The following is a 24,613-nucleotide window of genomic DNA, read 5'->3' on the forward strand; positions in this document are numbered from 1 at the left end:
AACAAATTAAATCGACCGAAGTTTCAATAATAGGTTTCCCGTTCGACTTGCATGTGTTAAGCACGCCGCCAGCGTTCATCCTGAGCCAGGATCAAACTCTCTGATAAAATGTTTGATTCACTCAAGATAACAACTAGCTATCTCTCGTTTTTACTGTTTATAAAAAGTTCATTCTATTGAATGATGATTCTTAAAGAATTTTCGAGAATCGTATGTGTTTCACTGTTTAGTTATCAAGGTTCTTTACTCGCCACCTTGCGACAGCTCATTTATTTTATCTCATTCTCAACCATTTGTCAAGAACTTTTTTAACTTTTTTCAAAACTTTTTTATTTTAAGAAGTTTTGAAACGGAGAAGGAGGGATTTGAACCCTCGCGCCGCTATTAACGACCTACTCCCTTTCCAGGGGAGCCCCTTCGGCCAGCTTGGGTACTTCTCCAAATTGCCCTACGCAATGCTTTCTGTTTATCAGAAGCGTTTTATATTATATCGCGTTGTTTTTCGTTTGTCAAGAACTTTTTCAACTTTTTCCAAAGTTTTTATTTCTTTTCAAACAGCGGAGAGAGTGGGATTCGAACCCACGCGCCCTTGCGGACAAACGGTTTTCAAGACCGCCTCGTTATGACCACTTCGATATCTCTCCATTTTCACTTTTCAGTGTTCGTTGCATCTCTGTCAGACGCAAGATGTATTCTATCATCAAATCTTTTTGTTGTCAACACAAATTTTTATATTTTTTCGATTTTTTTCAAAAATATCTCCGCAACGTCCAGATCCTCCGGTGTTGTAATCTTGATGTTCTGGTAAGACCCCTCTACAAGGCGCACTTTTACTCCACTTTCCTGCTCCACTACCATTGCGTCATCAGTAATCATTGTCATATCTTTCTTGCGAATACTCTCGTGCGCTTTTCTGATAAGCTCATAAGAAAATATCTGTGGGGTCTGTACAGTCCAGACTTTGCTTCGGTCTGGTGTTTCTTTTACAAAATCTGCTGCATCAGACACTTTTACCGTATCTTTCGATGGCATACCAACTACGCAGGCCCCTGTCTCCCGCACACCAAACATGCCTCTTTCCAGAATTTCTTCTGTAATAAACGGTCTTGCTCCATCATGAATAAAAACATAGTCGCAATCTTTACACGCAAGCAGACCTTTGTAGACGGAATCATAGCGTTCTTTTCCTCCGGCAATCACTTCTGTAACTTTTGTAAACTGATAGCGTTCCACAATTTCCTTTTTACAATAAGAAATCATATCTTCACCTGTTACTATAATGATATCCTGGATCAGTGGACTCTCCTGAAAACATTTCAGTGAATAATATAAAACAGGATGTCCCTGAATATTCAAAAACTGCTTCTGAATCTTGCTGTGCATGCGTTTTCCCTGTCCTGCCGCCAGAACGATTGCCGTTGTTTTTTCCTTCATTTCAGAAACCTCCTGTTTTGTTGAATTTTATTTTACAGTATTACTTTTTATAAAAATATCGCCTCAAATCAGCGTTCTCCAAGTTTCAGATTCGGAACTGCATTCAGATCCCATCCGTGACGTGTTCCCTTAATATATTCATAGTAAGCTGCCACCCCGATCATAGCCGCATTGTCTGTACAGAAAATCGGCGATGGACGGTAAAATGTATACCCACGTTCTGCACATGCTTTTTCCATGGCAGCACGAAGCGTGCCATTGGATGCAACTCCACCGGCAATAGCAATCTTATTCATCTTGTAGTCTTTTGCTGCAAGCATCGTATGTTCTACAAGGACATCCACCACTGCTTTCTGGAATGAAGCCGCCAGATCTGCTCTGTTTACTTCTTCTCCCTTCATCTGCGCCTGATTGATATAATTCAGAACTGCTGATTTCACACCACTGAAGCTGAAATCATACGGACAGTCTCCGATTTTTGCACGCGGAAATACGATTGCATCTGGATTGCCCTCTTTGGACAATTTGTCAATCTTCGGTCCTCCCGGGTATCCCAGTCCAATCGCACGCGCAACCTTATCAAATGCTTCTCCCGCCGCATCATCACGAGTGCGGCCAAGAATTTCAAATTCTCCATAATCTTTTACGATTACAAGATGTGTATGACCACCCGATACGATCAGGCAAAGGAACGGCGGTTCCAGATCCGGATGTTCAATATAGTTTGCAGACACATGTCCTTCTATGTGATGCACTCCAACCAATGGCAGTTTCTTTGCATATGCGATTGCTTTTGCTTCTGCAACACCGACAAGGAGCGCGCCAACGAGACCTGGTCCATAGGTTACTCCAATGGCATCCAGATCATCCAGTGTCACATCTGCTTCTTTTAATGCTTCTTCAATTACCTGATTTACTTTTTCAATATGTTTTCGGGAAGCGATTTCAGGTACAACACCCCCGTACAGCTTATGAAGTTCTATCTGCGAGGAGATCACATTCGAGAGAATCGTTCTTCCGTTCTTTACAACAGAAGCCGCTGTCTCATCACAGGAACTTTCGATTGCCAAAATCAATGTATCTTTCATTTTCAGACTCCTCTAGTCTTCTTCAAAATTCAATTCCCTGCTCTTACCATCTTTGCCCGGCCAGGCATTTGGGAAAATTCCTCTTACCATATCCATATATTCTTCCGGATGAATCAGCGACGGACTGTAATGTGTCAGCCACAGCTCCTTGACCTCTGCATCATGTGCCAATGTTGCCGCCTCACGAAAAGTCATATGTTTATAGCCCTTTGCCTTCTCAATCTTATCCTCTTCGCCATACATACCCTCGCAGATAAAAAGATCTGATCCCGCGGCATTCCTGAGAATAGAGTCCGTTGGTCTGGTGTCTGTCGTATAAGTTACCTTAATTCCTTTTCGGTCTGGTCCAAGTACCATATCCGGCGTATACACTGTACCATCTGCCTCGATCGTCTGTCCTTTCTGAAGTGGATTCCAATACTTCAGCGGAATCTCCTGCTCTTTTGCACGTTCCGGTGAAAATTTGCCCTGTCTCAGAATTTCAATAGTATACCCATAACAGATCACATTATGGTTTACTCGAAAAGCCGTAATACGATATCCATTCAGTTCAAGGACTTCCTGAGGCTTTGTAATCTCAATAAATTTAATCTCAAAAGGAAGTTCCGGTGCAATCACCCTGAGGGCATTTACAACCCTTTCCAGCCCTTTAGGACCTACCAGAGTAAGCGGTTCTGTCCTGTCGGCATTTCCCATAGTAAGGAGCAGTCCCGGAAGCCCGCTGATATGATCCCCATGATAATGCGTAAAACAGATCACATCAATTGGTTTGAAACTCCATCCTTTTTCTTTAACCGCCACCTGCGTACCTTCTCCGCAGTCAATCAACAGACTGCTGCCATTATATCTGGTCATCAGTGCAGTCAGCCATCGTCTTGGAAGAGGCATCATTCCTCCGCTTCCAAGCAAACATAAATCCAACATATATCTTCACTCCTGCATTTTTACTGCATCTTTGTCATTAACACTGCATTTTCTGTAGGATCTGTGTAATAATCTTTACGCAGTCCATCCGCTTTGAAGCCCAGTCTCTCGTATAGTCTTCTGGCAGTAGCATTGCCTTCACGCACTTCAAGATGCACAATATGTATTCCGTTCATCTCTGCCATTTTAAGCATACTGTCCACCAGAAAATAACCGATTCCTTCCCGCTGCCGGTCCGGACTCACTGCCACATTCAGGATATCTCCTTCATCAAGAACAGTCTGCATGCTACAGTATGCCAGAATCCTTTCTTTTTCTTCTATAACAAAAAACATCGTATTGTCTTTGGTAAGAAAAGTAAAAAATCCCTCTTTTGTCCACGGATCTGAAAAAAGTCTGTTCTCAATCTCCACAACCTGCTCCAGGTCATCCACCATCATTTCGCGGAAAGTCATGCCTTTATTTCAGCTTTTGCTGCCTCCCGCTCTGCACGTTCACGTTCTGCCTGAGATACGCGCAGATAATCCGGCACATGTTCCATCGCAGTCTCCGTCTTTCCTTCGCGGTAATAGAGCAGTCCCAATGCAGCTACTGCTGACGCGCGCTGTTTGTTCACATGCGCCGGTGCAAAAGAATACGGTACCTCAAGTTTCTCTTCAATCAGTTCACGGAATACCGGCACGCCATCACCCAGAAACGTCACCGACTGTCCATATGCATTTAATTTCGCGATCATTTCTTCCATCGGCACCGCCATCTGATCTTCTACAACTTCCAGCTTATGCTCTTTGAAACGATATACACCTGTGTACACCTGTTTACGTCTTGCATCCATGATCGGACAGATCAGTCCCGGTGTATCATAGAGATTGTATGCCAGTCCTTCTACTGTCGGAATTGCCACCAGTGGTTTCTTAAGAGCAAGTCCAAGTCCTTTGGCAGTCGCTGAACCGATACGAAGTCCGGTAAAGGATCCCGGTCCTGCTGCCACAGCAATCGCATCAATGCTTTCCAGATCAAGTTCTGTCATCTTCACGATCTCATCCAGCATCGGAAGCAGTGTCTGTGAATGTGTTTTTTTGTAGTTTACGGTGTATTCTGCCACCAGAACATCATCTTCTACGACAGCTACGGATGCTACGATCCCGGAACTGTCAAGACCTAAAATCTTCATATTTTTTCTCCTATAAGCCTTTTACAGTGATCTTTCTGTAATCAAATCCCTGTGTCAGATCTTTTTCTATTGTAATGGAAATAATATTTTCCGGAAGGATTTCCTCGATCAGCTCCGCCCATTCGATGAGACAGATTCCGTCACCAAAGAAATAATCGTCATATCCGATTTCTTCCATCTCTTCTATATCTCCAATACGGTATACATCAAAATGATAAAAAGGAAGCCGCCCTTCTTCATATACCTGTACAATCGTAAACGTCGGACTGCTTACCGGTTCTGTAATTCCAAGTCCTGCTGCCACTCCCTGTGTAAAAACCGTCTTACCGACTCCCAGGTCTCCGGTCAGCGTATAGATCTGTCCTGGTCTGGCAGCTTTTCCTATTTTTTCACCCAGAGCATATGTTTCTTCAGGGCTTCTTGTCTCTGTTACCATCTGTTGAATCACCTTTTTCCTTGCAGAATTGTTCTTTGCATATTATAATAGAGCGCACAGAGAAAAACAATACTTTTTACAAAAGGAGACTATGATTATGGCAAATACAAATCCTGTTGTAACCATCACCATGGAAAATGGCGATGTTATGAAAGCAGAACTTTATCCGGAAATCGCACCGAATACAGTAAACAATTTTATCAGTCTTGTTAAAAAAGGATTCTACGACGGACTTATTTTCCATCGTGTCATCAATGGATTTATGATCCAGGGCGGATGCCCGGACGGAACCGGAATGGGCGGCCCGGGATACAGCATCAAAGGCGAATTTGCCCAGAATGGTGTTGCAAATGATCTCGTGCATACACCAGGCGTTCTTTCCATGGCAAGAGCCATGCATCCAAACTCCGGCGGAAGTCAGTTCTTCATCATGCACAAGGCTGCTCCGCATCTTGACGGAAGCTACGCTGCATTCGGCAAAGTGATCGAAGGAATGGATGTTGTAAATAAAATTGCTGAAACTGAAACAGATTTCAGAGACAGACCACTGGATGACCAGCAGATCAAATCCATGACTGTGGAGACTTTTGGCGTAGACTATCCGGAACCGGAGAAATGCTGATTCAGTCAGTTTCCCAGTAAAAAGAAGCCTGCATGTAACGGTTTTATCTTTACAGATACGATCCGCTACATCAGGCTTCTTTTTTGTTCCCATATCAGTGATCAAATGTCATGACATTTCCATCAATCACCGCATAATACAATTCCTGATCTTTTTCGATTCCGGCACGTCCATTGGTACCCTCTGTGATCGCTTTCTCCACGCTTCCAATGTCCTGCACCGGAACCAGCAGTTTCATCACAACCTTGTCCGTATACTCACTGTCCAGAACCGGAATATTTCTTTCTCCGGCGATATACTGAATCTTGCCGATTCCTGTATAATCTGTCGTGATCTTAAGCGAAACACCCTTCTGTTTGAGAATCACTTTGCTTGCTGCAAGACCTTCCTGCACCGATTTGGAATATGCCCGCACCAGTCCTCCTGTTCCAAGCAGCACTCCGCCAAAATATCTTGTCACAACAACCGCAACATTATAGATGTCCTCTCCAAGGATCACATCCAGCATTGGTCTGCCGGCAGTTCCTGATGGTTCGCCATCGTCACTACATCTGGTAAATTCCCTGTTCATTCCAATAGAATAAACATAGCAGTTATGCCTTGCATCCCAATATTTTTTCTTCATTTCTTCCAGAAACGCAAGCGCCTCTTCTTCTGTTTCTACCGGGCGAACAGTCGCAATAAAACGGGATTTCTTTTCCACGATCTCGCCCTCTCCGCCTTCATATACAGTCTTGTACTGTTCCAGCATTCTCTATTCTCCCTCCTGCAACACGGGCTGCAACCGTCTGCCGACAGTCACAGCCCATATTTTATCTCTTATTTCTGTATTTCAGATCAATATTCCGGATCTCCGGTATCACTGCCATCATCCCCACCTGAGGTATCTTCTCCGGCATCATCGCCAGTGTCTCCGGAACCGCCTCCCGTATTATCACCGGTGTTATCGCCCGTACTGTCACCATCCGGATTTTCTGTAGTATCTCCATTCGGATTCTCCGGATCCGGTGTCGTTTCTGTATCATAGGTTTCTTCTTCCGTCGTATATTCGTTAATGTATTCGTCATCACCGTAGAAATGCTGATCACAGTAATCTGTCGGGATATCTCCGATATCAAAATATTCTGTAATTACCGGGCAGCCTGCTCTTGGCAGAAGTCCTGTTTCTTCGCAGACGCTCAGCTTCTCAACACTTGCCGGCATATCAAAATCTTTATCCGCAAGTCCCTCATGGATCCGGGTCATAACCTTTTTCCAGAGCCCTTTGTGGAAGTTTCTCGCGTCTTCCGGAAGTTTTTCATTGTTATCATAGCCAGACCATACTGCACATGTATAATATGGAGTATATCCCACAAACCAGAGGTCATTGTATGCATCTGTTGTACCGGTCTTTCCGGCAACAGTCATGTTATCAAGCTGGCATGCAGTACCCGTACCCTGTGTTACAACATCTTCCATTGCACTTGTCAGAAGCCATGCAGTACTTTCTTTAATAACAGATCTTCCTGCTGAATTCTTCTCGATCAAAACATTTCCATTATGATCCAGAATCTTTGTATAGTAGATTGGTTCGATATAGTTTCCACTGTTTGCGATTGCCGCATAGGCTGCACACAATTCTACATTCGTAACACCATGTGTCAGACCACCGAGTGCAAGCGGAAGATTTGCATCTGTCCATACTGTTCCGTCAGCATCTGTATCTGCTTCTGTCCCATGTGCCAGTGTTGTAAATCCAAAATTATCCAGGTACTGCAGACCAAGCTGCGGTGTCACCTGTTCCAGACATTTTACTGCAACAACGTTGATAGAATTCTGGATAGCCCGGCGGATCGTAGTCGTTCCACCATAACTCTTGGATGCATTGTTGACCGGAGAACCATCCGGGTAACTATACGGTTCATCCTCAAATGTTGTAGCAAGAGTCATTCCCTTTTCGTTTAATGCCGGTGCATAAGTAGACAAAATTTTAAATGTAGATCCAGGCTGTCTGGTCGTATCCGTTGCACGATTCAATGTCAGACTGGCCGTCTTCTCTCCTCTGCCTCCGATAATGGCCTTTACGTAACCAGTATGCTGGTCAATAACGCTCATAGAAGACTGAGGCTGCGGTGCAAAACTTACACGCTCAGAAACGACTGTACTTCCATCTTCCAGAATATGCGCCTTGTAGCGGTCTACATAACTCTGACCTTCTTCCTGGGAATCAAACAGAAGATCAAATTCCGGATCTTCATTCTGGAAGTAAAGACGAAGCATTTCTTTACTGTAGTTTACTTCTTCTCCCTGCGGATTCTTGACTGTCAGGGCATAATCCAGCGCATACTGTACATAGTCCGGATAGTTGGACGGATCTGCATATTCTTCATCCAGAATACTCTGAATACGTGCATCCTGCGTAGTGTAAATACTCAATCCTCCACTATAAACAAGATTCTGTGCCTGTGTCCGTGTATATCCCTTGATATTCATCAGGTCATTGATAACCTGATCGATCAGTTCATCCTCAAAATAGGTATATACCGTATTCTCAGAATCTGCATTTAATGCCTGTGCCGCCTGGATTCCTGAATATACATCGTCATTGATGACCTGATCATACTGTTCCTGTGTAATATATCCCTGATCCAGCATATGATCCAGAACTTCTTTACGTCGTTTGGCATTTGCTTCCGGATGCTCGATCGGGTTGTATTGTGTCGGATTCTGTGTGATTCCTGCCAGAGTCGCACATTCTGAAAGATTCAGATCCCACACATCTTTATTGAAATATTTTCTGGCAGCTGCCTGCACACCATAGGTTCCGGCTCCCAGGTTGATCGTGTTGAGATAATTCTCAAGAATCACATCTTTGTTGTTGATCGTTTTTTCTACCTCAACTGCCAGATACTGCTCCTGTATCTTACGAGTAAATCTTTCGAGCCAGGTAGACTCCTGTGTCCAGTTGGTAAATACATTATTTTTCAGCAACTGCTGCGTGATCGTACTTGCACCCTCTGAAAGATCTCCAGATGAAATATTCTTGACAAACGCACGGAGAATACCTCTTACGTCAATTCCATTATGTTCATAGAAACGCTCATCCTCAATTGCAACAACTGCATGCTGAAGATCCAGCGGAATCTGCTCTATGGAAACAGGAAGTCTGTTAGAACTTGGTGCTGTCAGTTTACGAAGCTGATTGCCATCACCATCATATAAAAATGTCGCATAACCCAGTGGTGAAATATCGATGTCATTTGCATCAGGAGCATTGTCTATAATCCCCCGAAAAGCCCCGATTCCTGTACATCCTATAACCACGCATATTGTAATCAAAGCTACGAACAGGACTCTGATCAACGAAACATGTGCACGTTTTCCCATCATGGCAGTCCGGGAAATCAGCGAGTTTCGCTTCTTTGAGACTGATTTTTTTCCGTAATTCATGGTTTTCCTCCTTTATAGTCCGTTCTATTATAACAAATACAATATATTAAATAAAGACCTAATTAAAAACTTCACACTTTGATTACTTTTCTTATCATTCACCAAAAAGGAGCTCTCCATACCCGGAAAGCCCCTTGTTTATCTCTTCTTTTGTAGATTCTGTCTGCTGTTCTTTATCAGAGAACCATTTTGGCCGCACCACAGATGCCGGCATCGTTTCCAAGTGTTGCCAGAACGATCGGTGTATCTTTACATGACGGAAACGCATATTTTATGTAATATTTCTGGATACAGTCGATCAACGGCTGTCCTGCTTTGGATACGCCTCCACCGATTACGATCGCCTCCGGATCAACGACTGCTGCAAATCCTGCAAGTGCTCCACCCAGAAGATCTCCTACATATTCCATTGTGCGGACCGCAAGTGTATCACCTTCTTTAAATGCATCCAGTACATCTTTTGCAGTGATATTCTGAAGGCCGCGCAGAGTGCTGTCCTCATCAGTTGCCGCAAGCATTCTTCCTGCTACACGAACAATTCCTGTCGCAGACGCATACTGTTCCAGACATCCATGATTACCGCAGTTGCACTTTTCTTCCTCATCACGGACTACCAGTGCATGTCCGATCTCACCGCCTGCGCCATGTTCTCCGGCAACGATCTTGCCCTCTACAATGATTCCGCCGCCAACACCGGTACCAAGCGTTACCATGATCACATTATCAGAACCTGCTGCCGCACCTTTCCATGCCTCACCCAGTGCTGCAACATTGGCATCGTTGCCGGCCTTGGCTTTGAGTCCTGTCAGATCCTGCAAGATCTGCGCAACAGGAGTAAATCCCCAGTAAAGATTGACTGCACACGCAGCTTCTCCTTTCGAATTGATCGGTCCAGGAATGCCAATTCCCACACCCTCTACGTCAGCCTTACTGATTCCTTTTTCCGCAATCTTATCATTAATAGCAGCTGCAACATCCGGAAGGATATTCTCGCCTTTGTTCTCTGTTCTTGTAGGAATCTCCCATTTATCAAGAAGTGTACCATCTGTCTGGAAAAGACCGCATTTTACAGTTGTACCTCCTACGTCAATTCCGAAGCAATATGAACCCATTTTTCTTCCACCTTTCCCTGTTTATTGGTTATTTAAAAGCACTTACTCTGCTTTATCAGTTTTCACGCTTACGCGCAATATTTGCCTGTACACGTTTGTACAGTTCCTCAGCTGCATTGTATCCCATCTTCTTCTGTCTGTGATTGACAGCGGCAGATTCTACGATGACTGCCAGATTACGTCCCGGTCTGATCGGAAGAGAATGGCAGACGATCTTATTTCCAAGATATTCCGTATACTCTTCATGAAGTCCCAGACGATCATATTCCTTATCGCGATCCCATTCTTCGAGTTTGATGACCAGATCCACAGACTGTGTATCCTTAACACTTTCTACACCGAACAGTGTTTTGACATCAATGATACCAATGCCTCGAAGCTCGATGAAATGCCTGGTAATATCCGGTGCAGAGCCCACAAGTGTCACATCACTGACTTTGCGAAGTTCTACGACATCATCGCTGACAAGACGATGGCCTCGCTTGATCAGCTCCAGTGCTGCCTCACTTTTACCAATACCGCTCTCTCCTGTGATCAGGATACCCTCACCATAAACATCCACAAGCACACCATGAATGGAAATGCATGGAGCAAGCTGAACACCCAGCCAGCGGATGATCTCTGCCATCAGGCTTGATGTCGTTCTTTCCGTAACAAATGTCGGTACATTGTATTTGATCGCCATATCGATCATGTCCTGAGACGGTTTGGTCATCGTACTGAAAATAACGCACGGGATCTTGCTGGAAATAAAACGTTCATATTTCATCATTCTCTTTTCATCGCTGAGCTGCATCAAATATGTGTACTCTACGTAACCGATGATCTGAACACGTTCATTTGCAAAATGCTCCAGATATCCCGTCAGCTGCAGTGCCGGACGATTGATCTCTGCTGTCATGATTCTCATCTCGGACAGATCAATTTCAGGAGTCAGATTTGTAAGGTTCAGCTCCTGTACCATCTTTGTCATCAATACACCTTTCATAATGTGTTCTCCTTTAATGTTTATTTATTCGGGTGAAAAAATTCATACACCTGTTGTGCACTTCTCATGTTCATGGATTCTGTCTCTGCAAGATCCTCCACGGATGCGTCGCGGATTCCCTCGATTGAACGGTAACGCCGCATCAGTGCTTTGCGCCTGCGTTCTCCTATTCCCGGGATATCATCCAGAATAGAATGTACCTGCTCTTTGCTGCGAAGAGATCTGTGATATTCTATCGCAAATCGATGTGCTTCATCCTGTATTCTGGTAATCAGACGAAAGCCCTCGCTGTTTGTATCAATTGGTATTTCAATATTATTAAAATACAGTCCTCTGGTACGGTGATGATCATCTTTTACCATACCGCAGACCGGAACCTGAATCCCAAGCCGGTCCAATACTCCCAGTGCGATGTTGACCTGTCCTCTTCCACCGTCCATCAGAAGCAGATCCGGCATCCTGGAAAAGCTGTCGAATTCTCCATTGCTCTCATGTGTAAAGCGTCTGGTCAGAACTTCTTCCATACTTGCATAATCGTTTGGTCCCTGCACGGATTTAATTCGGAATTTGCGGTAATCGCTGCGTTTCGGTTTGCCTTTCTCATAAACAACCATGGAACCTACGGATTCAAAACCGCTGATATTTGAAATATCAAATGCTTCCATGCGGTTAAGCCCCTTAAGCCCCAGCCATTCTTCAACCTCATGCACTGCGCCGATCGTCCGGCCTTCTTCTCTCCGGATACGCTCGCGGTCTTTCTCAAGAACCATGCGTGCATTCTCCCACGCAAGCTCCACAAGTTTTTCTTTTGTTCCTTTCTTCGGGACAACGATCCGCACTTTTTGCTTACGTCTGGAAGTAAGCCATTCTTCAATAACTTCTGCATCTTCGATCTCTGTCTGAAGTGTAATCTCTCCTGGAATAAATGGCGTACCGGCATAAAACTGTTTTACAAAACTGGACAATACCTGTGCTCTGGTATCTCCCCGCGCAACACGCAAATAAAAATGATCTCTGCCTATCAATTTGCCGTCACGCATAAAGAATACCTGCACAACAGCATCCTGCTCCCGCAGATCCAGACTTTCATCCATATCGCAGGCAATGATGTCTCTGTCTTCTTCTCCATATGCTGTGATTTTCTGCCGTTCTCCGATCTTTTGAATACTTCGGATCAGATCGCGGGCTTCTGCTGCATCCTCAAAACGCATTTCCTCGGATGCCTTTTGCATTTTATCGGTAAGCTGATCTATCGTTTCCTGGAAGTCTCCATTCAGAAAACGAATGACCTTCTGAATATTCTCTTTGTAAACACGCTGATCTGCATGCCCCGTACAGGGACCCATGCACTGCTTCATATGATAATACAGACATGGCCGGTCCTTTCCACAGTCACGTGGAAGATTCCGATTGCAGGAGCGTACCTGGTACAGTTTCCGTACCAGCTCTATGACATCTTTTACTGCCCCTCCGCTGGTATACGGACCAAAGTACCGATTCTTATCTTTTTTCATCCGACGGGCAAACAACACCCTTGGATAAGCTTCCTGAACTGTTACCTTAATAAACGGATAACTCTTGTCATCTTTGAGCATCGTATTGTACTTCGGACGATGCTCTTTGATCAGATTGCTCTCCAGTACAAGAGCTTCCAGCTCAGAATCTGTAATGATATACTCAAATCTGGCAATGTGAGTAACCATCTGTTCGATCTTGGCACCTTTGTTGCGGCTGCTCTGAAAATACTGCCGGACACGGTTTTTAAGGCTGATTGCCTTTCCCACATAAATGATTTCATCCCGCTCATCGTGCATCAGATAAACGCCCGGCTTGGCGGGAAGCTTTTTTAATTCTTCTTCGATCTGAAACATATTACTCCTCAGTATCAGATTCGTTATTGTCTGTTTCCGTTACCTCTGCAGCTGAAATTTCATTTACAGGCTCTGCCTGAGTTTCCTCAGTTTTTTCTGCTGCATCTGTTTCAGTCACAGATTCTGTATCCGCTGCTTCGTTCTCTGTCACAGATATTTCATCAGGAAGTTCACTCAGGTCTTCCGGAATCTCCATGCCCTTTTCTACAGCACGGAAAATTTTCATAAATTCTTTACCGGTGATCGTCTCTCTTCGAATCAGATAACCGGCAATCTTGTCCAGCGCTTCTCTGTGCTCATTCAGAAGTCTCTTGGCTTCCTCATAAGAATAATGAAGAAGCTGCATCACTTCGTGATCAATCTCTGTCGCTGTATCGTCACCGCAGTTCAGGACCGCACGTCCGGACAGATACTGATTTTCCTGTGTTGCCAGACCCATCAGCCCAAATTTCTGTGACATGCCATATTGTGTGATCATCGCACGTGCAACCTTCGTCGCCTGCTCAATATCATTGGCAGCTCCCGTCGTTACCGTATCAAACACAATTTCTTCTGCTGCACGTCCGCCAAGATAACCGACAAGCATTGCTTCCAGTTCTTTCTGTGTATTCAGGTATTTTTCTTCTTCCGGTACCTGCATAACATATCCCAGTGCTCCCATGGTACGCGGAACGATCGTGATTTTCTGCACCGGCTCTGCATCTTTCTGCAATGCATTGACCAGAGCATGCCCAACTTCATGATAGGAAACGATCCTTCTCTCCTGTACACTCAGAATACGGTCTTTCTTCTCTTTACCAACCAGAACGACTTCTACAGATTCCTGCAGATCCTTCTGAGAAACAGCTCTTCGCCCGTTCTTGACCGCAAGGATCGCAGCTTCATTGATCATATTTGCAAGATCGGAACCAACAGCTCCGGAAGTTGCAAGCGCAATCGCTTCCAGATCAACCGTCTCATCCAGCATTACATCCTTGGCATGTACTTTAAGAATTTCCACACGTCCCTTGAGGTCCGGTCGATCCACAATAATACGTCTGTCAAAACGACCCGGTCGAAGGAGTGCTGGATCCAGCACTTCCGGACGGTTGGTTGCTGCCAGAATCAGCAGTCCCTTGGACGTATCAAATCCATCCATCTCCGCAAGTAACTGGTTCAGAGTCTGCTCACGTTCATCATTGCCGCCGCCATACCTGGAATCACGGCTTTTACCGATAGCATCAATTTCATCAATAAATACGATGCACGGTGCATTTTTTTTGGCTTCTTCAAAAAGATCTCTCACTCGTGAAGCGCCAACACCTACAAACATCTCGACAAATTCGGAACCTGACAGCGAAAAGAACGGTACATTCGCCTCACCGGCCACAGCTTTTGCCAGAAGAGTCTTACCTGTTCCTGGAGGACCTACAAGCAGTGCTCCTTTCGGAAGTTTGGCTCCAATCGCTGTATATTTGCCCGGATTATGCAGAAAATCCACAACTTCCTGCAGAGATTCTTTTGCTTCTTCCTGTCCGGCAACGTTTTTGAATGTTACGCCTGTTTCTTTCTGGATATAAGCTTTGGCCCGACTCTTGCCAACACCCATGATTCCACTTCCGCCTTTGTTCATACGTCTCATCAGGAACAGGAGCATGACAAACAGCACGACCGTTGGCAGCAGCACACTGACCAGCATCGAAACGACTTCAGCCATTGCATCCGGCTGCTCGTACTGGAATATGATTCCGGTCCCCTCAAGACGCTTCGTCAGAGAATCAATGTCTTCCATTAAATTTACTTTGTATTCTACATTTTTATAGTATTCTTTCTGGATCTTCGGTACAACGGTCAGTACTCCGGACTGGAGTGTCACTTCTTTTACCTGATCCTTGTCTACCATGTCAATAAATTTATCATAGGTGATCTCACTGCTCTTGTCTCCCATATCTGTTACAAAAGCCAGACATACCAGTGAAATCAGCAGACAAACTAAAAAAGCCAGAATAGGCTGGCGATTTTTATTCGGTCCCTGGTTTCCGGGATTGTTTCGATTCGGGCGGTTTCTATCCGGCCGATTATCCATATGATTGTCCATTCTTGTCCTCCTCTTGTTATCTTCTATATTATAAAGATATTTCCTGTATAAATCAACTGGAAAACTGTGAATGTTTGTAGTACGTTATTGCCTGTGAACAGCAACTGTAGTATACTATCAACGTGATAGCCGGAAGTTTGTCCCGGCTAAATGTGATGGGAAAGGAAAACGATAAATGAAAATTGGATTTGATAATGACAAGTATCTGACCATGCAGTCCGAACACATCCGTGACCGCATCAGCAAATTTGACAACAAACTCTATCTGGAATTCGGTGGAAAACTTTTTGATGATTATCATGCTTCCCGTGTTCTTCCAGGTTTCGAGCCGGACAGCAAGCTTCGTATGCTCATGCAGCTGAGCGACCAGGCTGAGATCGTCATTGTTATCAGTGCCGCAGATATTGACAAAAACAAAATGCGTGGTGACCTTGGCATCACCTATGATGAGGATGTTCTTCGTCTGATCGATGAATTCACCAGCCGCGGACTCTATGTTGGAAGCGTATGCATTACCCGTTATGCCGGTCAGGAAAGTGCTGACCACTTCAAAAAACGTCTTGAAAAACTCGGCATTAAAGTATACTTCCACTACAGTATTCCTGGATATCCGAGTAATATTCCGCTCATCGTAAGTGATGAAGGATATGGCAAAAATGAATACATTGAAACAACCAGACCTCTGGTAGTCATCACAGCGCCTGGTCCCGGAAGCGGAAAAATGGCAACCTGTCTTTCTCAGGTATATCACGAATATAAACGCGGTGTTGCTGCCGGCTACGCGAAGTTTGAAACATTCCCGATCTGGAATATTCCACTCAAACATCCGGTCAACCTGGCTTATGAAGCCGCTACTGCCGACCTCAACGATGTCAATATGATCGACCCGTTCCATCTGGAAGCTTACGGCGAAACAACCGTCAACTATAACCGTGACGTAGAAATCTTCCCTGTACTTCAGGCCATGTTTGAAAAGATCATGGGCGAGTGCCCGTACAAATCCCCTACAGATATGGGTGTCAATATGGCCGGTAACTGCATCGTCGATGATGAAGTATGCTGCGAAGCATCCCGTCAGGAAATCATCCGCCGTTACTACAAGAGCTGTGCTGCACTTCTCACCGGTACAGGAAGTGAAGAAGAAGTACGCAAAATCGAGCTTCTTCTGAAACAGGCGCATGCTTCTCTCGAAGACCGCAAAGTAGTTCCGGCAAGTCTTCAGAAAGAGCAGGAAACCGAAGGACCGGCTGCGGCTCTGGAACTTCCGGACGGACGCATCATCTATGGAAAGACTTCCGACCTTCTCGGAGCTTCCTCTGCACTTCTTCTGAATGCACTGAAAGAACTGGCAGGTATTCCACATGAGAACCATGTGATCTCACCGGAAGCGATCCGACCGATTCAGGAGTTAAAGACTCAGTATCTCGGAAGCAAAAACCCGAGACTTCATACAGATGAGACACTGATCGCACTTTCTGTCAGTGCTGCCAACAATCCGGAAGCACGCAAGGCTCTGGAACAGCTTCCTACCCTTCGCGGCTGCCAGGCACACACGTCTGTCATGCTGTCCTCTGTCGATATCTGGGAATTCCGCAAACTCGGTATTGAACTGACCTGCGAACCAAAATTCGAAAAAGAGAAAAAATATCATTAATCAAATCTGTTTTTGATCCTATTTCAAAAGCCCCGGTGCCGCAATGGCATCGGGGCTTTGTTTCTGCTTACTTATGTATAAATGTTCAGTCTTCGTATCCGTTTGGATTCTTCTGCTGGAAGTTCCAGGAATCTGCACACATGTCTTTAATATCATATTCTGCTTCCCAACCAAGTTCTTTTTTGGCTTTTGTCGCATCAGAATAGCATGATGCAACATCACCGGCACGACGAGGTTTGATGGAATATGGAATCTTCACACCCGTTGCAGCTTCGAAATTCTTCACGATATCAAGAACGCTGTATCCTTTTCCTGTACCAAGGTTGTAAATGCTGAGTCCGGCATTGTCTTCCAGTTTCTTGACAGCTTTGACATGTCCTTTTGCAAGGTCAACTACATGGATATAATCTCTGACACCAGTTCCATCCGGTGTGTCATAATCGTTTCCGAATACTCCGAGTTCTTTAAGCTTTCCAACTGCAACCTGTGTAATGTATGGCATCAGGTTGTTCGGGATACCATTCGGATTCTCTCCGATGAGACCGCTCTTATGTGCACCGATCGGATTGAAGTAACGAAGAAGTACAACGTTCCATTCCGGATCTGCTTTCTGAATATCTGTCAGAATCTGCTCCAGCATGGACTTAGTCCATCCATATGGATTGGTACACTGTCCTTTCGGGCATTCTTCTGTGATCGGGATGATCGCCGGATCTCCATATACTGTTGCTGAAGAGGAGAAAATAATATTTTTGACACCATGTTTTCTCATCACATCAACCAGTGTAAGTGTACCTGCAATGTTATTCTCATAATATTCCCATGGTTTTACAACAGATTCTCCAACTGCTTTGAGACCTGCAAAATGGATACAGGAATCAATATCCTCTTTTTCGAAGACTTCATTCAGCCCTTCTCTGTCAAGAATATCTACTTTATAAAATTTAACCGGTTTCCCTGTGATCTTTTCTACACGCTCAAGACTCTTCTCGCTGGAATTGCTTAAGTTATCAAGTACTACTACCTCATATCCCGCGTTCTGAAGTTCTACTACAGTATGGCTTCCAATAAAGCCAGCTCCGCCTGTTACTAAAATTGCCATGATTTTTCTCCTCCTGACGTTTACTTTAGTTCTGTTTCGTTGTCATTGTAGCACCAATCCTTCTTTTTCACAATATCTTCCCTAAGTATCCCACATATTTTACTAAAACTCCCACATATTTTACTAATCCTGTTCGTTTCTCATATTCATGATTCTGAACTTTCATGTTTGTGCAATTTGTCATACAGCTTTTTTATGCAATATATATTATTTTTTTTGTAATTTCGGACTTTTTTTATACATTTTTATTGACACATTCCTCTCTAAACGATATAATCAACCTAACTTATTCGTGATAACCACGAAACCAAACTGACAGTTCTGTCAGTTTCACCAAACAAAAGGGAGGATTTTTCTATGAAACGTAAAATCGCATTAGCTATGGTACTGGCAATGACAGCATCAATGGCACAACCTGTCCTTGCAGCAGACAGCAAAACAACTCTGGACGTAATCATCAGCCAGTATGGTACCCAGACTCAGACCTGGTGGGCTCAGTTTGAAAAAGATTTCGAGGCAGAAAATCCTGATATCGATCTGAATCTGGAAGTTGTTTCCTGGAACGATCTTTATACAAAGGTAAATACACTGGTAGCAAACAACAACGCTCCTGACATTCTGAACATTGATGTTCTGGCAGATTATGTGGCTGACGACCTGCTGATGCCTGCGACAGAATATGCTTCCGAAGACTTGCAGGCAAAATTCTTCCCGTCATTCTGGGAAGCAAGCACGATCGATGATACTGTATATGCATTGCCGATCCTGGCATCCTGCCGTGCACTCTTCTATAACAAGGACATCCTTGATGAAGCAGGTGCTTCCGTTCCTACTACATGGGCAGAAATTCAGGAAACCGCACAGAAGATCAAAGACAAATTCGGCGATGACGTTTATCCATGGGGTATTGATATGACAACTGACGAAGGTCAGGCAGCATTCTCCTATTATACATGGAACAATGGTGGCGGCTTCGTAGATGAAAACGGCGACTGGGCTCTGAACAGCGAAAAGAACGTAGAAGCTCTGAATTACGCAATCGGTCTTGTGAATGACGGATATACAAACTCTGATCCTGCTAACGAAACACGTTATGACCTGCAGGATATGTTCGGTGCAGGCAAAGTTGCCATGATGATCGGACCAAACAACATTCCTACATACCTTTCTGACGGCGGATATGACATCAACTATGATGTAACAACTATCCCGGCTAACGAAGGCTGTGAGTCCGTTGCAATGGGTGTTTGTGACCGTCTTGAAGTATTCAAAGATGATTCCGCAGAAGATCAGGAAGCCCGTACAGCTGCTATCAGCAAATTCTTCGACTTCTTCTACGATGACGAACGTTACGCTGATTACATGGTATTTGAAGGATTCCTTCCTACTACACAGTCCGCAGCTGATCTTCTTGCAAAAGAAGACGAAACCTATTCATCCTGGATCGATATCCTGCAGAGCTGCAACTTCTACCCGGCAACCAAAACAGAATGGGCAGATGTTAAACAGGGCGTAATCGAAGTAGAGCAGAATGCACTTCTCGGTGATGATGTTCAGACACTTCTGGATGACCTTCAGGCTGATATCGCAGGCTGATCGCTTCACAATTAAATGGAACTTTACCGGGAGCCGGAACATTAGTGACCGGCTCCCGCTTCTTTTGAAAATCTTTAAACAAATGATTTGGTGGTGTTATTATGAAGAAAAAGAAACCTCTGGCTGCTGTGGAACCATATCTTTGGCTGCTTCCCAGCATCCTGCTTATGACAATCTTTATACTTTTTCCAATCTTTGAAGTATTTCGCACTTCAATGAGTGAAGTAAGTAAAGCCGGTCTTATCAAAGGCTTCTGTGGATTTGACAATTTTGCCAAAGTCCTGAAGGGTTCTACCTTTAAGCTGGTTCTCAAAAATACTCTTGTATGGACCATTGCCGTTGTTGTCATCTCTACCGTGTTTGGTTTTATCCTTGCACTTGTCCTGAACAACAAATTCCGTTTCCGTAAAGCAGTTCGTGCAATCGTTGTATTCCCATGGGCAACCTCCCTGATCATCCAGGCCGGCGTATGGAAATTTATTATCGATAAAGATTACGGTGCACTGAATACTCTTTTAATGAAGATCGGTCTTATTTCCAGTCCGGTCAACTGGACCCCTACCCCTGAAGCTTATTTTGCCTGGGAAATCTTTGTAGGAATCTTTGTTACAGTACCATTTGTTACCTTCTGTGTACTTTCCGGTCTGCAAAGCATCGACAACTCCTACTATGAAGCAGCAACCGTCGATGGTGCAAACTACTGGCAAAAGCTGTTCAAGATCACGCTTCCACTGGTAAAATCTTCCCTGACGGTAAGTACTGTGCTGAATATCATTTATGTATTCAACTCATTCCCGATCATATGGACAATCACCAAGGGGGATCCGGCAAGCCGTACCGATACCCTTGTTACATACCTTTATAAACTCGCCTTTTACAAAGGCAAATCCGGAGAAGCAGCTGCCGTATCCGTAATCGGATTCCTGATCCTGTGTGCATGTGCTTCTGTTTATATGGTACTTTCACTCAGAAAGGAGGATGAAGACTAATGAAAAAATCACGAGACTCCAAAAGCATACTCCTTCGTGTTCTTCTTTATCTTTTTGTCATTCTGGTCGTACTGGTTACTCTGTATCCATACTTTGTTATGTTTACGACAGCAGCCAAAAGCCGTGCTGAAATCTATGCAACCAAGGGAACACTTCTTCCGCTCAACTGGCTGTGGCAGAACTTCAAAGACATCTGGACACTGGCTCCACTCTCCAGATATTTTCTGAATTCTCTGATCGTTGCAGGTGGTTCCACTCTGATTGCAATCGTCTGTGGTATCCCGGCAGCTTATGCGCTTGCACGAATGAAATTCAAAGGAAAAAAGATCTTTCTTGGAATCGTTATCATCTCCCAGATGTTCGCACCTGTAGTCCTTCTGGTAGGTATCTACAAGATCATGTCCACTTTCGGCATGACAGACAGCCTTGTAGGACTGGTATTTATCAACGCAGCATTCAACCAGGCATTTGCAATCTGGCTCCTGCGCGGTACTTTTATCTCCATTTCTCCTGAAATGGAACAGGCTGCAACAGTTGACGGCTGCGGCAAGGTTTCTGCCCTGATCCGCATCCTTCTTCCTGTCGCTGCACCTGGTATCGTAACCGCACTGATTTTCGTATTCATCAACGCATGGAATGAATACACCGTTGCCCTGACACTGATTTCAACAGACGTACTCAAACCTCTGACAGTCGGTATCACAATCTTCAACGGTTACAACATGGTAGAATGGCAGTATCTGTTTGCATCTTCCTTATTCGCAACAGTGCCTGTTGTTATTCTGTTTGTTGCAATTGAAAAGCATCTCGTCGGCGGTCTTACCTCCGGTGGAGTCAAAGGCTGATACGCACAAAAAAAGCTTCGGAACCTTTTCAGGAATTCCGAAGCTTTTTTATTATAGCATATGTTATTTATTTATATTTATTTATATTTTTTGATAATCTCATTCATCTGCGGCAGCTTTTCTTCCATGTCTTTGACAAGCGTAAGCTGCGTTCTGCAGCGGTCAAGATTGTGTCCTTCACGATGAATGTGAAAATAATGGTCCCCTTCCAGATGATCTGTCAGAAAACGGATTCCATTCTCAAAAGTCATAAGGATTGCTCCCATCGGAAGCATCTCGATCTCAAGATCCGTCAGTGCACCGCCACATCCCTCGATAAAGCCTTTTGCATAAACATCAAAAAGATGAAGATCACAGGATACCTTGGAAAGATCCTGTTCATCCTCCAGTGCAGTACTTGCGCCAAAGCGAATAGAATCACCAAAGTCATTGGCAGTCAGACCCGGCATGACCGTATCCAGATCGATCACGCAGATTGCTTTGCCTGTCGCATCATCAATCATGATATTATTCAGCTTGGTGTCATTATGTGTAACACGAAGAGGAAGTCTTCCGTCAAGCTGCATATCATACAGTGCATGTGTCAGTTCTTCTCTTTCCAGGATAAAATCAATTTCCTTCTGAACAGAAGCGGCCCTTCCACAGACATCCTCTGCAACTGCCTTTTTGAATTTTGCAAAACGATCCGGTGTATTATGAAAATCTTTGATCGTCTCGTGAAGAGTCTCTGCCGGATAATCTGCCAGCAGGCTCTGGAAATGCCCAAATGCCACTGCACTCTGATAGAAATCATTCTCATCTTTGACCAGGTCATAACAGGTCGCACCTTCTATAAAGAGATACACGCGCCAGTACTCTCCCATTGAATCTACAAAATATGAAAGATTATTTACACTTTTTACCAGAGTAAGTGTCTCTCTCTCCGGATCTCCACCATTTTCAATGATTTTTTTGCGAAGCCAGGAAGTAACACCACTGACATTTTCCATCAATTCCACCGGCTTCTTAAAAATATTCTTACTCATTCTCTGCAGAATATAACGTTTTGTCCCCTGTGGAGTTTCATAGGTCAGCCTGTATGTATCGTTGATATGTCCATTTCCATATCGAACACATTCCCTGAGCTCACCCGGCAGTTTAAATCCATCAATTGCTTCGTGTACTTTATTCTCGATTTCCACTTATACTTCCTCCCACAGATTCTGCGGATACAGTCCCTGATCTTTCAGGTTCTGGATCGCAGTCATTACCATCGGCTTATCTTCTTTGTATGTGACGCCGTACCATTTGTCTTCAGATTTGAGTACTTTAACAGTTGCTTTCTTTTCCTGCAGAAGTTCATCTACAACAAACGGAAGAAAATACTCGCCCTTCATTGGGTTATTTTCGAGTGCATCATCCAGAAATGCTTTAAAACGGGCTTTTAATTCCTGTAAGATACTGTTGGAAAATCCCCACATATTCATAGAAACGATGCTTCCCTCCGGAAGCATAGTCCATGTCTTACCATCGTCTTCTGTATAAGCTGTGCCACCGTCATGTTTCTCAATATGTGTGCGTTCATTGATTTTGATCAGGTGACCTTCTTCATCTGTCACACAGACGCCTCTGGCAACATGACCATTCTCTGTCAGAGTATTTTCAAGACGATACCCAACCATCATATAATGGTAAACATCCTCATCACTCTGTTCTGAGGTCAGAAAATCATATGCCATCTTAAATGCATGTACTCCATAATAATCATCCGCATTGATCACGGCAAAAGGTCCGTCGATCTCATTGATACAGCTTAATACTGCATGACCAGTTCCCCATGGTTTCACTCTGCCTTCCGGAACAGTATATCCCTCCGGAAGATTATCAATTTCCTGGAACACATAAGCAACTTCAATCTGTTTGCTCAGGCGATCTCCGATAGCTTCACGGAATGCCTGCTCATTTTCTCTCTTTATAATAAATACAACTTTTTCAAATCCGGCTCTGACTGCATCATAAATAGAAAAATCCATAATAATGTGACCTTCTCTGTCAATCGGATCGATCTGCTTTAATCCACCATAACGGCTTCCCATTCCTGCCGCCATGACTACTAAAACTGGTTTCTTCATCATCTTTACCCTCCTGTTTCTCTTAAGCTGAACTCATGTTACAACACAAATTCCAATATAACAATAAATAATTTTCAGTTTGGATAACTCATATTAAATATGACCTGTTTTTGTATATTAGTATTTGCACAATCAAATTATATTTTTGCACAATGTCAATTATGATTTGACTATTTCTCACAAATTCATTAGTATAAGAAGCAGAAACAATATTATAAATGACGAATCTTATCTGACCAAGGAGGTTATCCCGTGGCTTATCAGAGCGTTCCGCTGGATCAGGAACTTTTTATAAAAGACATTTATACCATTCATTATTATGAATACCAGAATGATTTTCATTTCGACGGGGAACGACATGACTTCTGGGAATTTCAATGTGTAGACAAAGGTGCTGCGGAAGTGGTCACAGACAATGGCACTCATACCCTCACCCGCAGTCAGGTGATTTTTCATCGCCCAAATGAATTTCATACTCTAAAAGCGGCCGGCAAAACCGCACCAAACATCATCGTGATTTCTTTTGCCTGCGATTCCCCCTGTATGAAATTTTTTGAAAACAAAATACTCGAATTTTCAGATACAGAACGCAGTATTCTTGGACGGATCATCGCAGAGGCACGAAACTGTTTTTCTTCTCCTCTGGATAATCCCTATCTGGAAAAAATGATCAGGAAAGACTCCATTCCTTTCGGTTCCCAGAAGCTCCTGACATTGTATCTGGAAGAACTTCTGATTCATGTCATACGCCGTTACACGATTGCCCACTATTCTGCTTCTGCCGGTATTTATGATTCCTGTCAGACAGATTCTGAATCCTGCCGGAATATCATTCAATATTTAAATGATCATGTACGGCAGACCCTGACGATCGAAGAAATATCAAAAAAAAATATGATCGGACGTTCTCAGCTTCAGAAACTTTTCCGGGAAGAATATCAATGTGGGGTCATTGAATTCTTTTCCCGCATGAAGATTGATTTTGCCAAACAGCTTATTCGCGAAAATGATATGAATTTTACCCAGATCTCAGATTTTCTGGGGTACTCTTCTATTCACTATTTCTCGCGGCAATTCAAGAAGCTGTCCGGTATGACACCAACAGAATATGCCACATCGATCAAAGCGCTGTCTGAGCGTCCGCAGCGTCAGTCCTAAGAG

At 44.0% G+C, this 24,613-nt stretch carries 21 protein-coding genes and 2 tRNA genes; 6 read left to right on the forward strand and 17 right to left on the reverse strand.

Annotated features, from left to right (window positions below; genetic code table 11):
* Positions 1 to 350 precede the first annotated feature (350 nt).
* The 8 genes from KQI91_RS08555 to tsaE form a co-directional block, all read right to left on the reverse strand.
* A tRNA-Ser gene (locus KQI91_RS08555) sits at positions 351 to 440 on the reverse strand.
* Positions 441 to 558: 118 nt separating this feature from the next.
* Positions 559 to 644 (reverse strand) — tRNA-Ser (locus KQI91_RS08560).
* Positions 645 to 729: 85 nt separating this feature from the next.
* Positions 730 to 1,434, reverse strand: coding sequence for a 2-C-methyl-D-erythritol 4-phosphate cytidylyltransferase (gene ispD / locus KQI91_RS08565; protein ID WP_216392411.1), 705 nt, complete (start codon positions 1,432 to 1,434; stop codon positions 730 to 732).
* Positions 1,435 to 1,502: 68 nt separating this feature from the next.
* Positions 1,503 to 2,522: a tRNA (adenosine(37)-N6)-threonylcarbamoyltransferase complex transferase subunit TsaD gene (gene tsaD, locus KQI91_RS08570; RefSeq protein ID WP_216392412.1), complete on the reverse strand. Its 1,020-nt coding sequence runs from the start codon at positions 2,520 to 2,522 to the stop codon at positions 1,503 to 1,505.
* A 12-nt stretch (positions 2,523 to 2,534) separates the two neighbouring features.
* A complete protein-coding gene (locus KQI91_RS08575) occupies positions 2,535 to 3,446 on the reverse strand; it encodes a ribonuclease Z (RefSeq protein ID WP_216392413.1) in 912 nt (303 codons plus the stop codon).
* A gap of 20 nt (positions 3,447 to 3,466) precedes the next feature.
* The gene (rimI, locus tag KQI91_RS08580) at positions 3,467 to 3,901 is read right to left on the reverse strand and encodes a ribosomal protein S18-alanine N-acetyltransferase (RefSeq protein WP_216392414.1); all 435 of its coding nucleotides are present in this window, start codon (positions 3,899 to 3,901) and stop codon (positions 3,467 to 3,469) included.
* A complete protein-coding gene (gene tsaB / locus KQI91_RS08585; protein ID WP_216392415.1) occupies positions 3,898 to 4,620 on the reverse strand; it encodes a tRNA (adenosine(37)-N6)-threonylcarbamoyltransferase complex dimerization subunit type 1 TsaB in 723 nt (240 codons plus the stop codon). Before tsaB ends, rimI begins: the two co-directional genes overlap by 4 nt.
* 10 nt (positions 4,621 to 4,630) lie before the next feature.
* On the reverse strand, positions 4,631 to 5,056 hold the full coding sequence (gene tsaE / locus KQI91_RS08590) for a tRNA (adenosine(37)-N6)-threonylcarbamoyltransferase complex ATPase subunit type 1 TsaE (protein ID WP_216392416.1): 426 nt from the start codon (positions 5,054 to 5,056) through the stop codon (positions 4,631 to 4,633).
* Positions 5,057 to 5,153: 97 nt separating this feature from the next.
* On the opposite strand from tsaE, the gene KQI91_RS08595 reads away from it, so the two are divergent.
* A complete protein-coding gene (locus tag KQI91_RS08595; RefSeq protein ID WP_216392417.1) occupies positions 5,154 to 5,678 on the forward strand; it encodes a peptidylprolyl isomerase in 525 nt (174 codons plus the stop codon).
* Positions 5,679 to 5,772: 94 nt separating this feature from the next.
* Here the strand turns inward: KQI91_RS08595 and KQI91_RS08600 are convergent, their stop codons facing one another.
* The 6 genes from KQI91_RS08600 to ftsH all read right to left on the reverse strand — a co-directional run bounded on the left by KQI91_RS08600 (position 5,773) and on the right by ftsH (position 15,155).
* Positions 5,773 to 6,429, reverse strand: a complete 657-nt coding sequence (locus KQI91_RS08600; protein WP_216392418.1) for a YigZ family protein — start codon at positions 6,427 to 6,429, stop codon at positions 5,773 to 5,775.
* A gap of 86 nt (positions 6,430 to 6,515) precedes the next feature.
* The gene (locus tag KQI91_RS08605; RefSeq protein ID WP_216392419.1) at positions 6,516 to 9,107 is read right to left on the reverse strand and encodes a transglycosylase domain-containing protein; all 2,592 of its coding nucleotides are present in this window, start codon (positions 9,105 to 9,107) and stop codon (positions 6,516 to 6,518) included.
* Positions 9,108 to 9,283: 176 nt separating this feature from the next.
* Positions 9,284 to 10,219: an ROK family glucokinase gene (locus KQI91_RS08610; RefSeq protein ID WP_216392420.1), complete on the reverse strand. Its 936-nt coding sequence runs from the start codon at positions 10,217 to 10,219 to the stop codon at positions 9,284 to 9,286.
* Positions 10,220 to 10,274: 55 nt separating this feature from the next.
* Positions 10,275 to 11,207, reverse strand: a complete 933-nt coding sequence (gene hprK, locus KQI91_RS08615; protein WP_216392421.1) for an HPr(Ser) kinase/phosphatase — start codon at positions 11,205 to 11,207, stop codon at positions 10,275 to 10,277.
* Between the two features lie 20 nt (positions 11,208 to 11,227).
* Positions 11,228 to 13,078, reverse strand: a complete 1,851-nt coding sequence (uvrC, locus tag KQI91_RS08620; protein ID WP_216392422.1) for an excinuclease ABC subunit UvrC — start codon at positions 13,076 to 13,078, stop codon at positions 11,228 to 11,230.
* A 1-nt stretch (position 13,079) separates the two neighbouring features.
* Positions 13,080 to 15,155: an ATP-dependent zinc metalloprotease FtsH gene (ftsH, locus tag KQI91_RS08625; RefSeq protein ID WP_216392423.1), complete on the reverse strand. Its 2,076-nt coding sequence runs from the start codon at positions 15,153 to 15,155 to the stop codon at positions 13,080 to 13,082.
* A gap of 175 nt (positions 15,156 to 15,330) precedes the next feature.
* On the opposite strand from ftsH, the gene KQI91_RS08630 reads away from it, so the two are divergent.
* Positions 15,331 to 16,809: a DUF1846 domain-containing protein gene (locus tag KQI91_RS08630; protein ID WP_216392424.1), complete on the forward strand. Its 1,479-nt coding sequence runs from the start codon at positions 15,331 to 15,333 to the stop codon at positions 16,807 to 16,809.
* An 85-nt stretch (positions 16,810 to 16,894) separates the two neighbouring features.
* Here KQI91_RS08630 and galE read toward each other — a convergent pair whose 3' ends face one another.
* On the reverse strand, positions 16,895 to 17,911 hold the full coding sequence (gene galE, locus KQI91_RS08635) for a UDP-glucose 4-epimerase GalE (RefSeq protein ID WP_216392425.1): 1,017 nt from the start codon (positions 17,909 to 17,911) through the stop codon (positions 16,895 to 16,897).
* Between the two features lie 357 nt (positions 17,912 to 18,268).
* Here galE and KQI91_RS08640 point away from each other — a divergent pair, with 357 nt between their 5' ends.
* From KQI91_RS08640 to KQI91_RS08650, 3 genes are all read left to right on the forward strand, one after another.
* Positions 18,269 to 19,507: an extracellular solute-binding protein gene (locus KQI91_RS08640; protein WP_216392426.1), complete on the forward strand. Its 1,239-nt coding sequence runs from the start codon at positions 18,269 to 18,271 to the stop codon at positions 19,505 to 19,507.
* A gap of 101 nt (positions 19,508 to 19,608) precedes the next feature.
* The gene (locus KQI91_RS08645; protein ID WP_216392427.1) at positions 19,609 to 20,496 is read left to right on the forward strand and encodes a carbohydrate ABC transporter permease; all 888 of its coding nucleotides are present in this window, start codon (positions 19,609 to 19,611) and stop codon (positions 20,494 to 20,496) included.
* Complete coding sequence (locus tag KQI91_RS08650; protein ID WP_216392428.1) at positions 20,496 to 21,341, forward strand: carbohydrate ABC transporter permease; 846 nt, start codon at positions 20,496 to 20,498, stop codon at positions 21,339 to 21,341. The genes KQI91_RS08645 and KQI91_RS08650 overlap by 1 nt, the downstream gene beginning before the upstream one ends.
* A 77-nt stretch (positions 21,342 to 21,418) precedes the next feature.
* Here KQI91_RS08650 and KQI91_RS08655 read toward each other — a convergent pair whose 3' ends face one another.
* Positions 21,419 to 22,516 carry a phosphotransferase enzyme family protein gene (locus tag KQI91_RS08655; RefSeq protein WP_442860604.1) on the reverse strand — a complete coding sequence of 366 codons (1,098 nt, stop codon included), beginning with the start codon at positions 22,514 to 22,516 and terminating at the stop codon, positions 21,419 to 21,421.
* A gap of 6 nt (positions 22,517 to 22,522) precedes the next feature.
* Entirely contained in the window at positions 22,523 to 23,452 is a 930-nt protein-coding gene (locus KQI91_RS08660) for a sugar phosphate nucleotidyltransferase (RefSeq protein ID WP_216392453.1), read from the reverse strand.
* Positions 23,453 to 23,704: 252 nt separating this feature from the next.
* Here KQI91_RS08660 and KQI91_RS08665 point away from each other — a divergent pair, with 252 nt between their 5' ends.
* The gene (locus KQI91_RS08665) at positions 23,705 to 24,610 is read left to right on the forward strand and encodes an AraC family transcriptional regulator (RefSeq protein ID WP_216392429.1); all 906 of its coding nucleotides are present in this window, start codon (positions 23,705 to 23,707) and stop codon (positions 24,608 to 24,610) included.
* The last annotated feature ends 3 nt before the right edge of the window (positions 24,611 to 24,613 follow it).

Origin of the sequence: Blautia sp. MSJ-19, from assembly GCF_018918125.1 — a bacterium.
Lineage (GTDB): Bacteria > Bacillota > Clostridia > Lachnospirales > Lachnospiraceae > Blautia_A.

What these genes read in the sequence shown, in the direction of transcription:
- ispD (WP_216392411.1), bottom strand. Translation starts at nt 1,434, where the DNA reads ATGAAGGAAAAAACAACGGCAATCGTTCTGGCGGCAGGACAGGGAAAA.
- tsaD (WP_216392412.1), bottom strand. Translation starts at nt 2,522, where the DNA reads ATGAAAGATACATTGATTTTGGCAATCGAAAGTTCCTGTGATGAGACA.
- KQI91_RS08575 (WP_216392413.1), bottom strand. Translation starts at nt 3,446, where the DNA reads ATGTTGGATTTATGTTTGCTTGGAAGCGGAGGAATGATGCCTCTTCCA.
- rimI (WP_216392414.1), bottom strand. Translation starts at nt 3,901, where the DNA reads ATGACTTTCCGCGAAATGATGGTGGATGACCTGGAGCAGGTTGTGGAG.
- tsaB (WP_216392415.1), bottom strand. Translation starts at nt 4,620, where the DNA reads ATGAAGATTTTAGGTCTTGACAGTTCCGGGATCGTAGCATCCGTAGCT.
- tsaE (WP_216392416.1), bottom strand. Translation starts at nt 5,056, where the DNA reads ATGGTAACAGAGACAAGAAGCCCTGAAGAAACATATGCTCTGGGTGAA.
- KQI91_RS08595 (WP_216392417.1), top strand. Translation starts at nt 5,154, where the DNA reads ATGGCAAATACAAATCCTGTTGTAACCATCACCATGGAAAATGGCGAT.
- KQI91_RS08600 (WP_216392418.1), bottom strand. Translation starts at nt 6,429, where the DNA reads ATGCTGGAACAGTACAAGACTGTATATGAAGGCGGAGAGGGCGAGATC.
- KQI91_RS08605 (WP_216392419.1), bottom strand. Translation starts at nt 9,107, where the DNA reads ATGAATTACGGAAAAAAATCAGTCTCAAAGAAGCGAAACTCGCTGATT.
- KQI91_RS08610 (WP_216392420.1), bottom strand. Translation starts at nt 10,219, where the DNA reads ATGGGTTCATATTGCTTCGGAATTGACGTAGGAGGTACAACTGTAAAA.
- hprK (WP_216392421.1), bottom strand. Translation starts at nt 11,207, where the DNA reads ATGAAAGGTGTATTGATGACAAAGATGGTACAGGAGCTGAACCTTACA.
- uvrC (WP_216392422.1), bottom strand. Translation starts at nt 13,078, where the DNA reads ATGTTTCAGATCGAAGAAGAATTAAAAAAGCTTCCCGCCAAGCCGGGC.
- ftsH (WP_216392423.1), bottom strand. Translation starts at nt 15,155, where the DNA reads ATGGACAATCATATGGATAATCGGCCGGATAGAAACCGCCCGAATCGA.
- KQI91_RS08630 (WP_216392424.1), top strand. Translation starts at nt 15,331, where the DNA reads ATGAAAATTGGATTTGATAATGACAAGTATCTGACCATGCAGTCCGAA.
- galE (WP_216392425.1), bottom strand. Translation starts at nt 17,911, where the DNA reads ATGGCAATTTTAGTAACAGGCGGAGCTGGCTTTATTGGAAGCCATACT.
- KQI91_RS08640 (WP_216392426.1), top strand. Translation starts at nt 18,269, where the DNA reads ATGAAACGTAAAATCGCATTAGCTATGGTACTGGCAATGACAGCATCA.
- KQI91_RS08645 (WP_216392427.1), top strand. Translation starts at nt 19,609, where the DNA reads ATGAAGAAAAAGAAACCTCTGGCTGCTGTGGAACCATATCTTTGGCTG.
- KQI91_RS08650 (WP_216392428.1), top strand. Translation starts at nt 20,496, where the DNA reads ATGAAAAAATCACGAGACTCCAAAAGCATACTCCTTCGTGTTCTTCTT.
- KQI91_RS08660 (WP_216392453.1), bottom strand. Translation starts at nt 23,452, where the DNA reads ATGAAGAAACCAGTTTTAGTAGTCATGGCGGCAGGAATGGGAAGCCGT.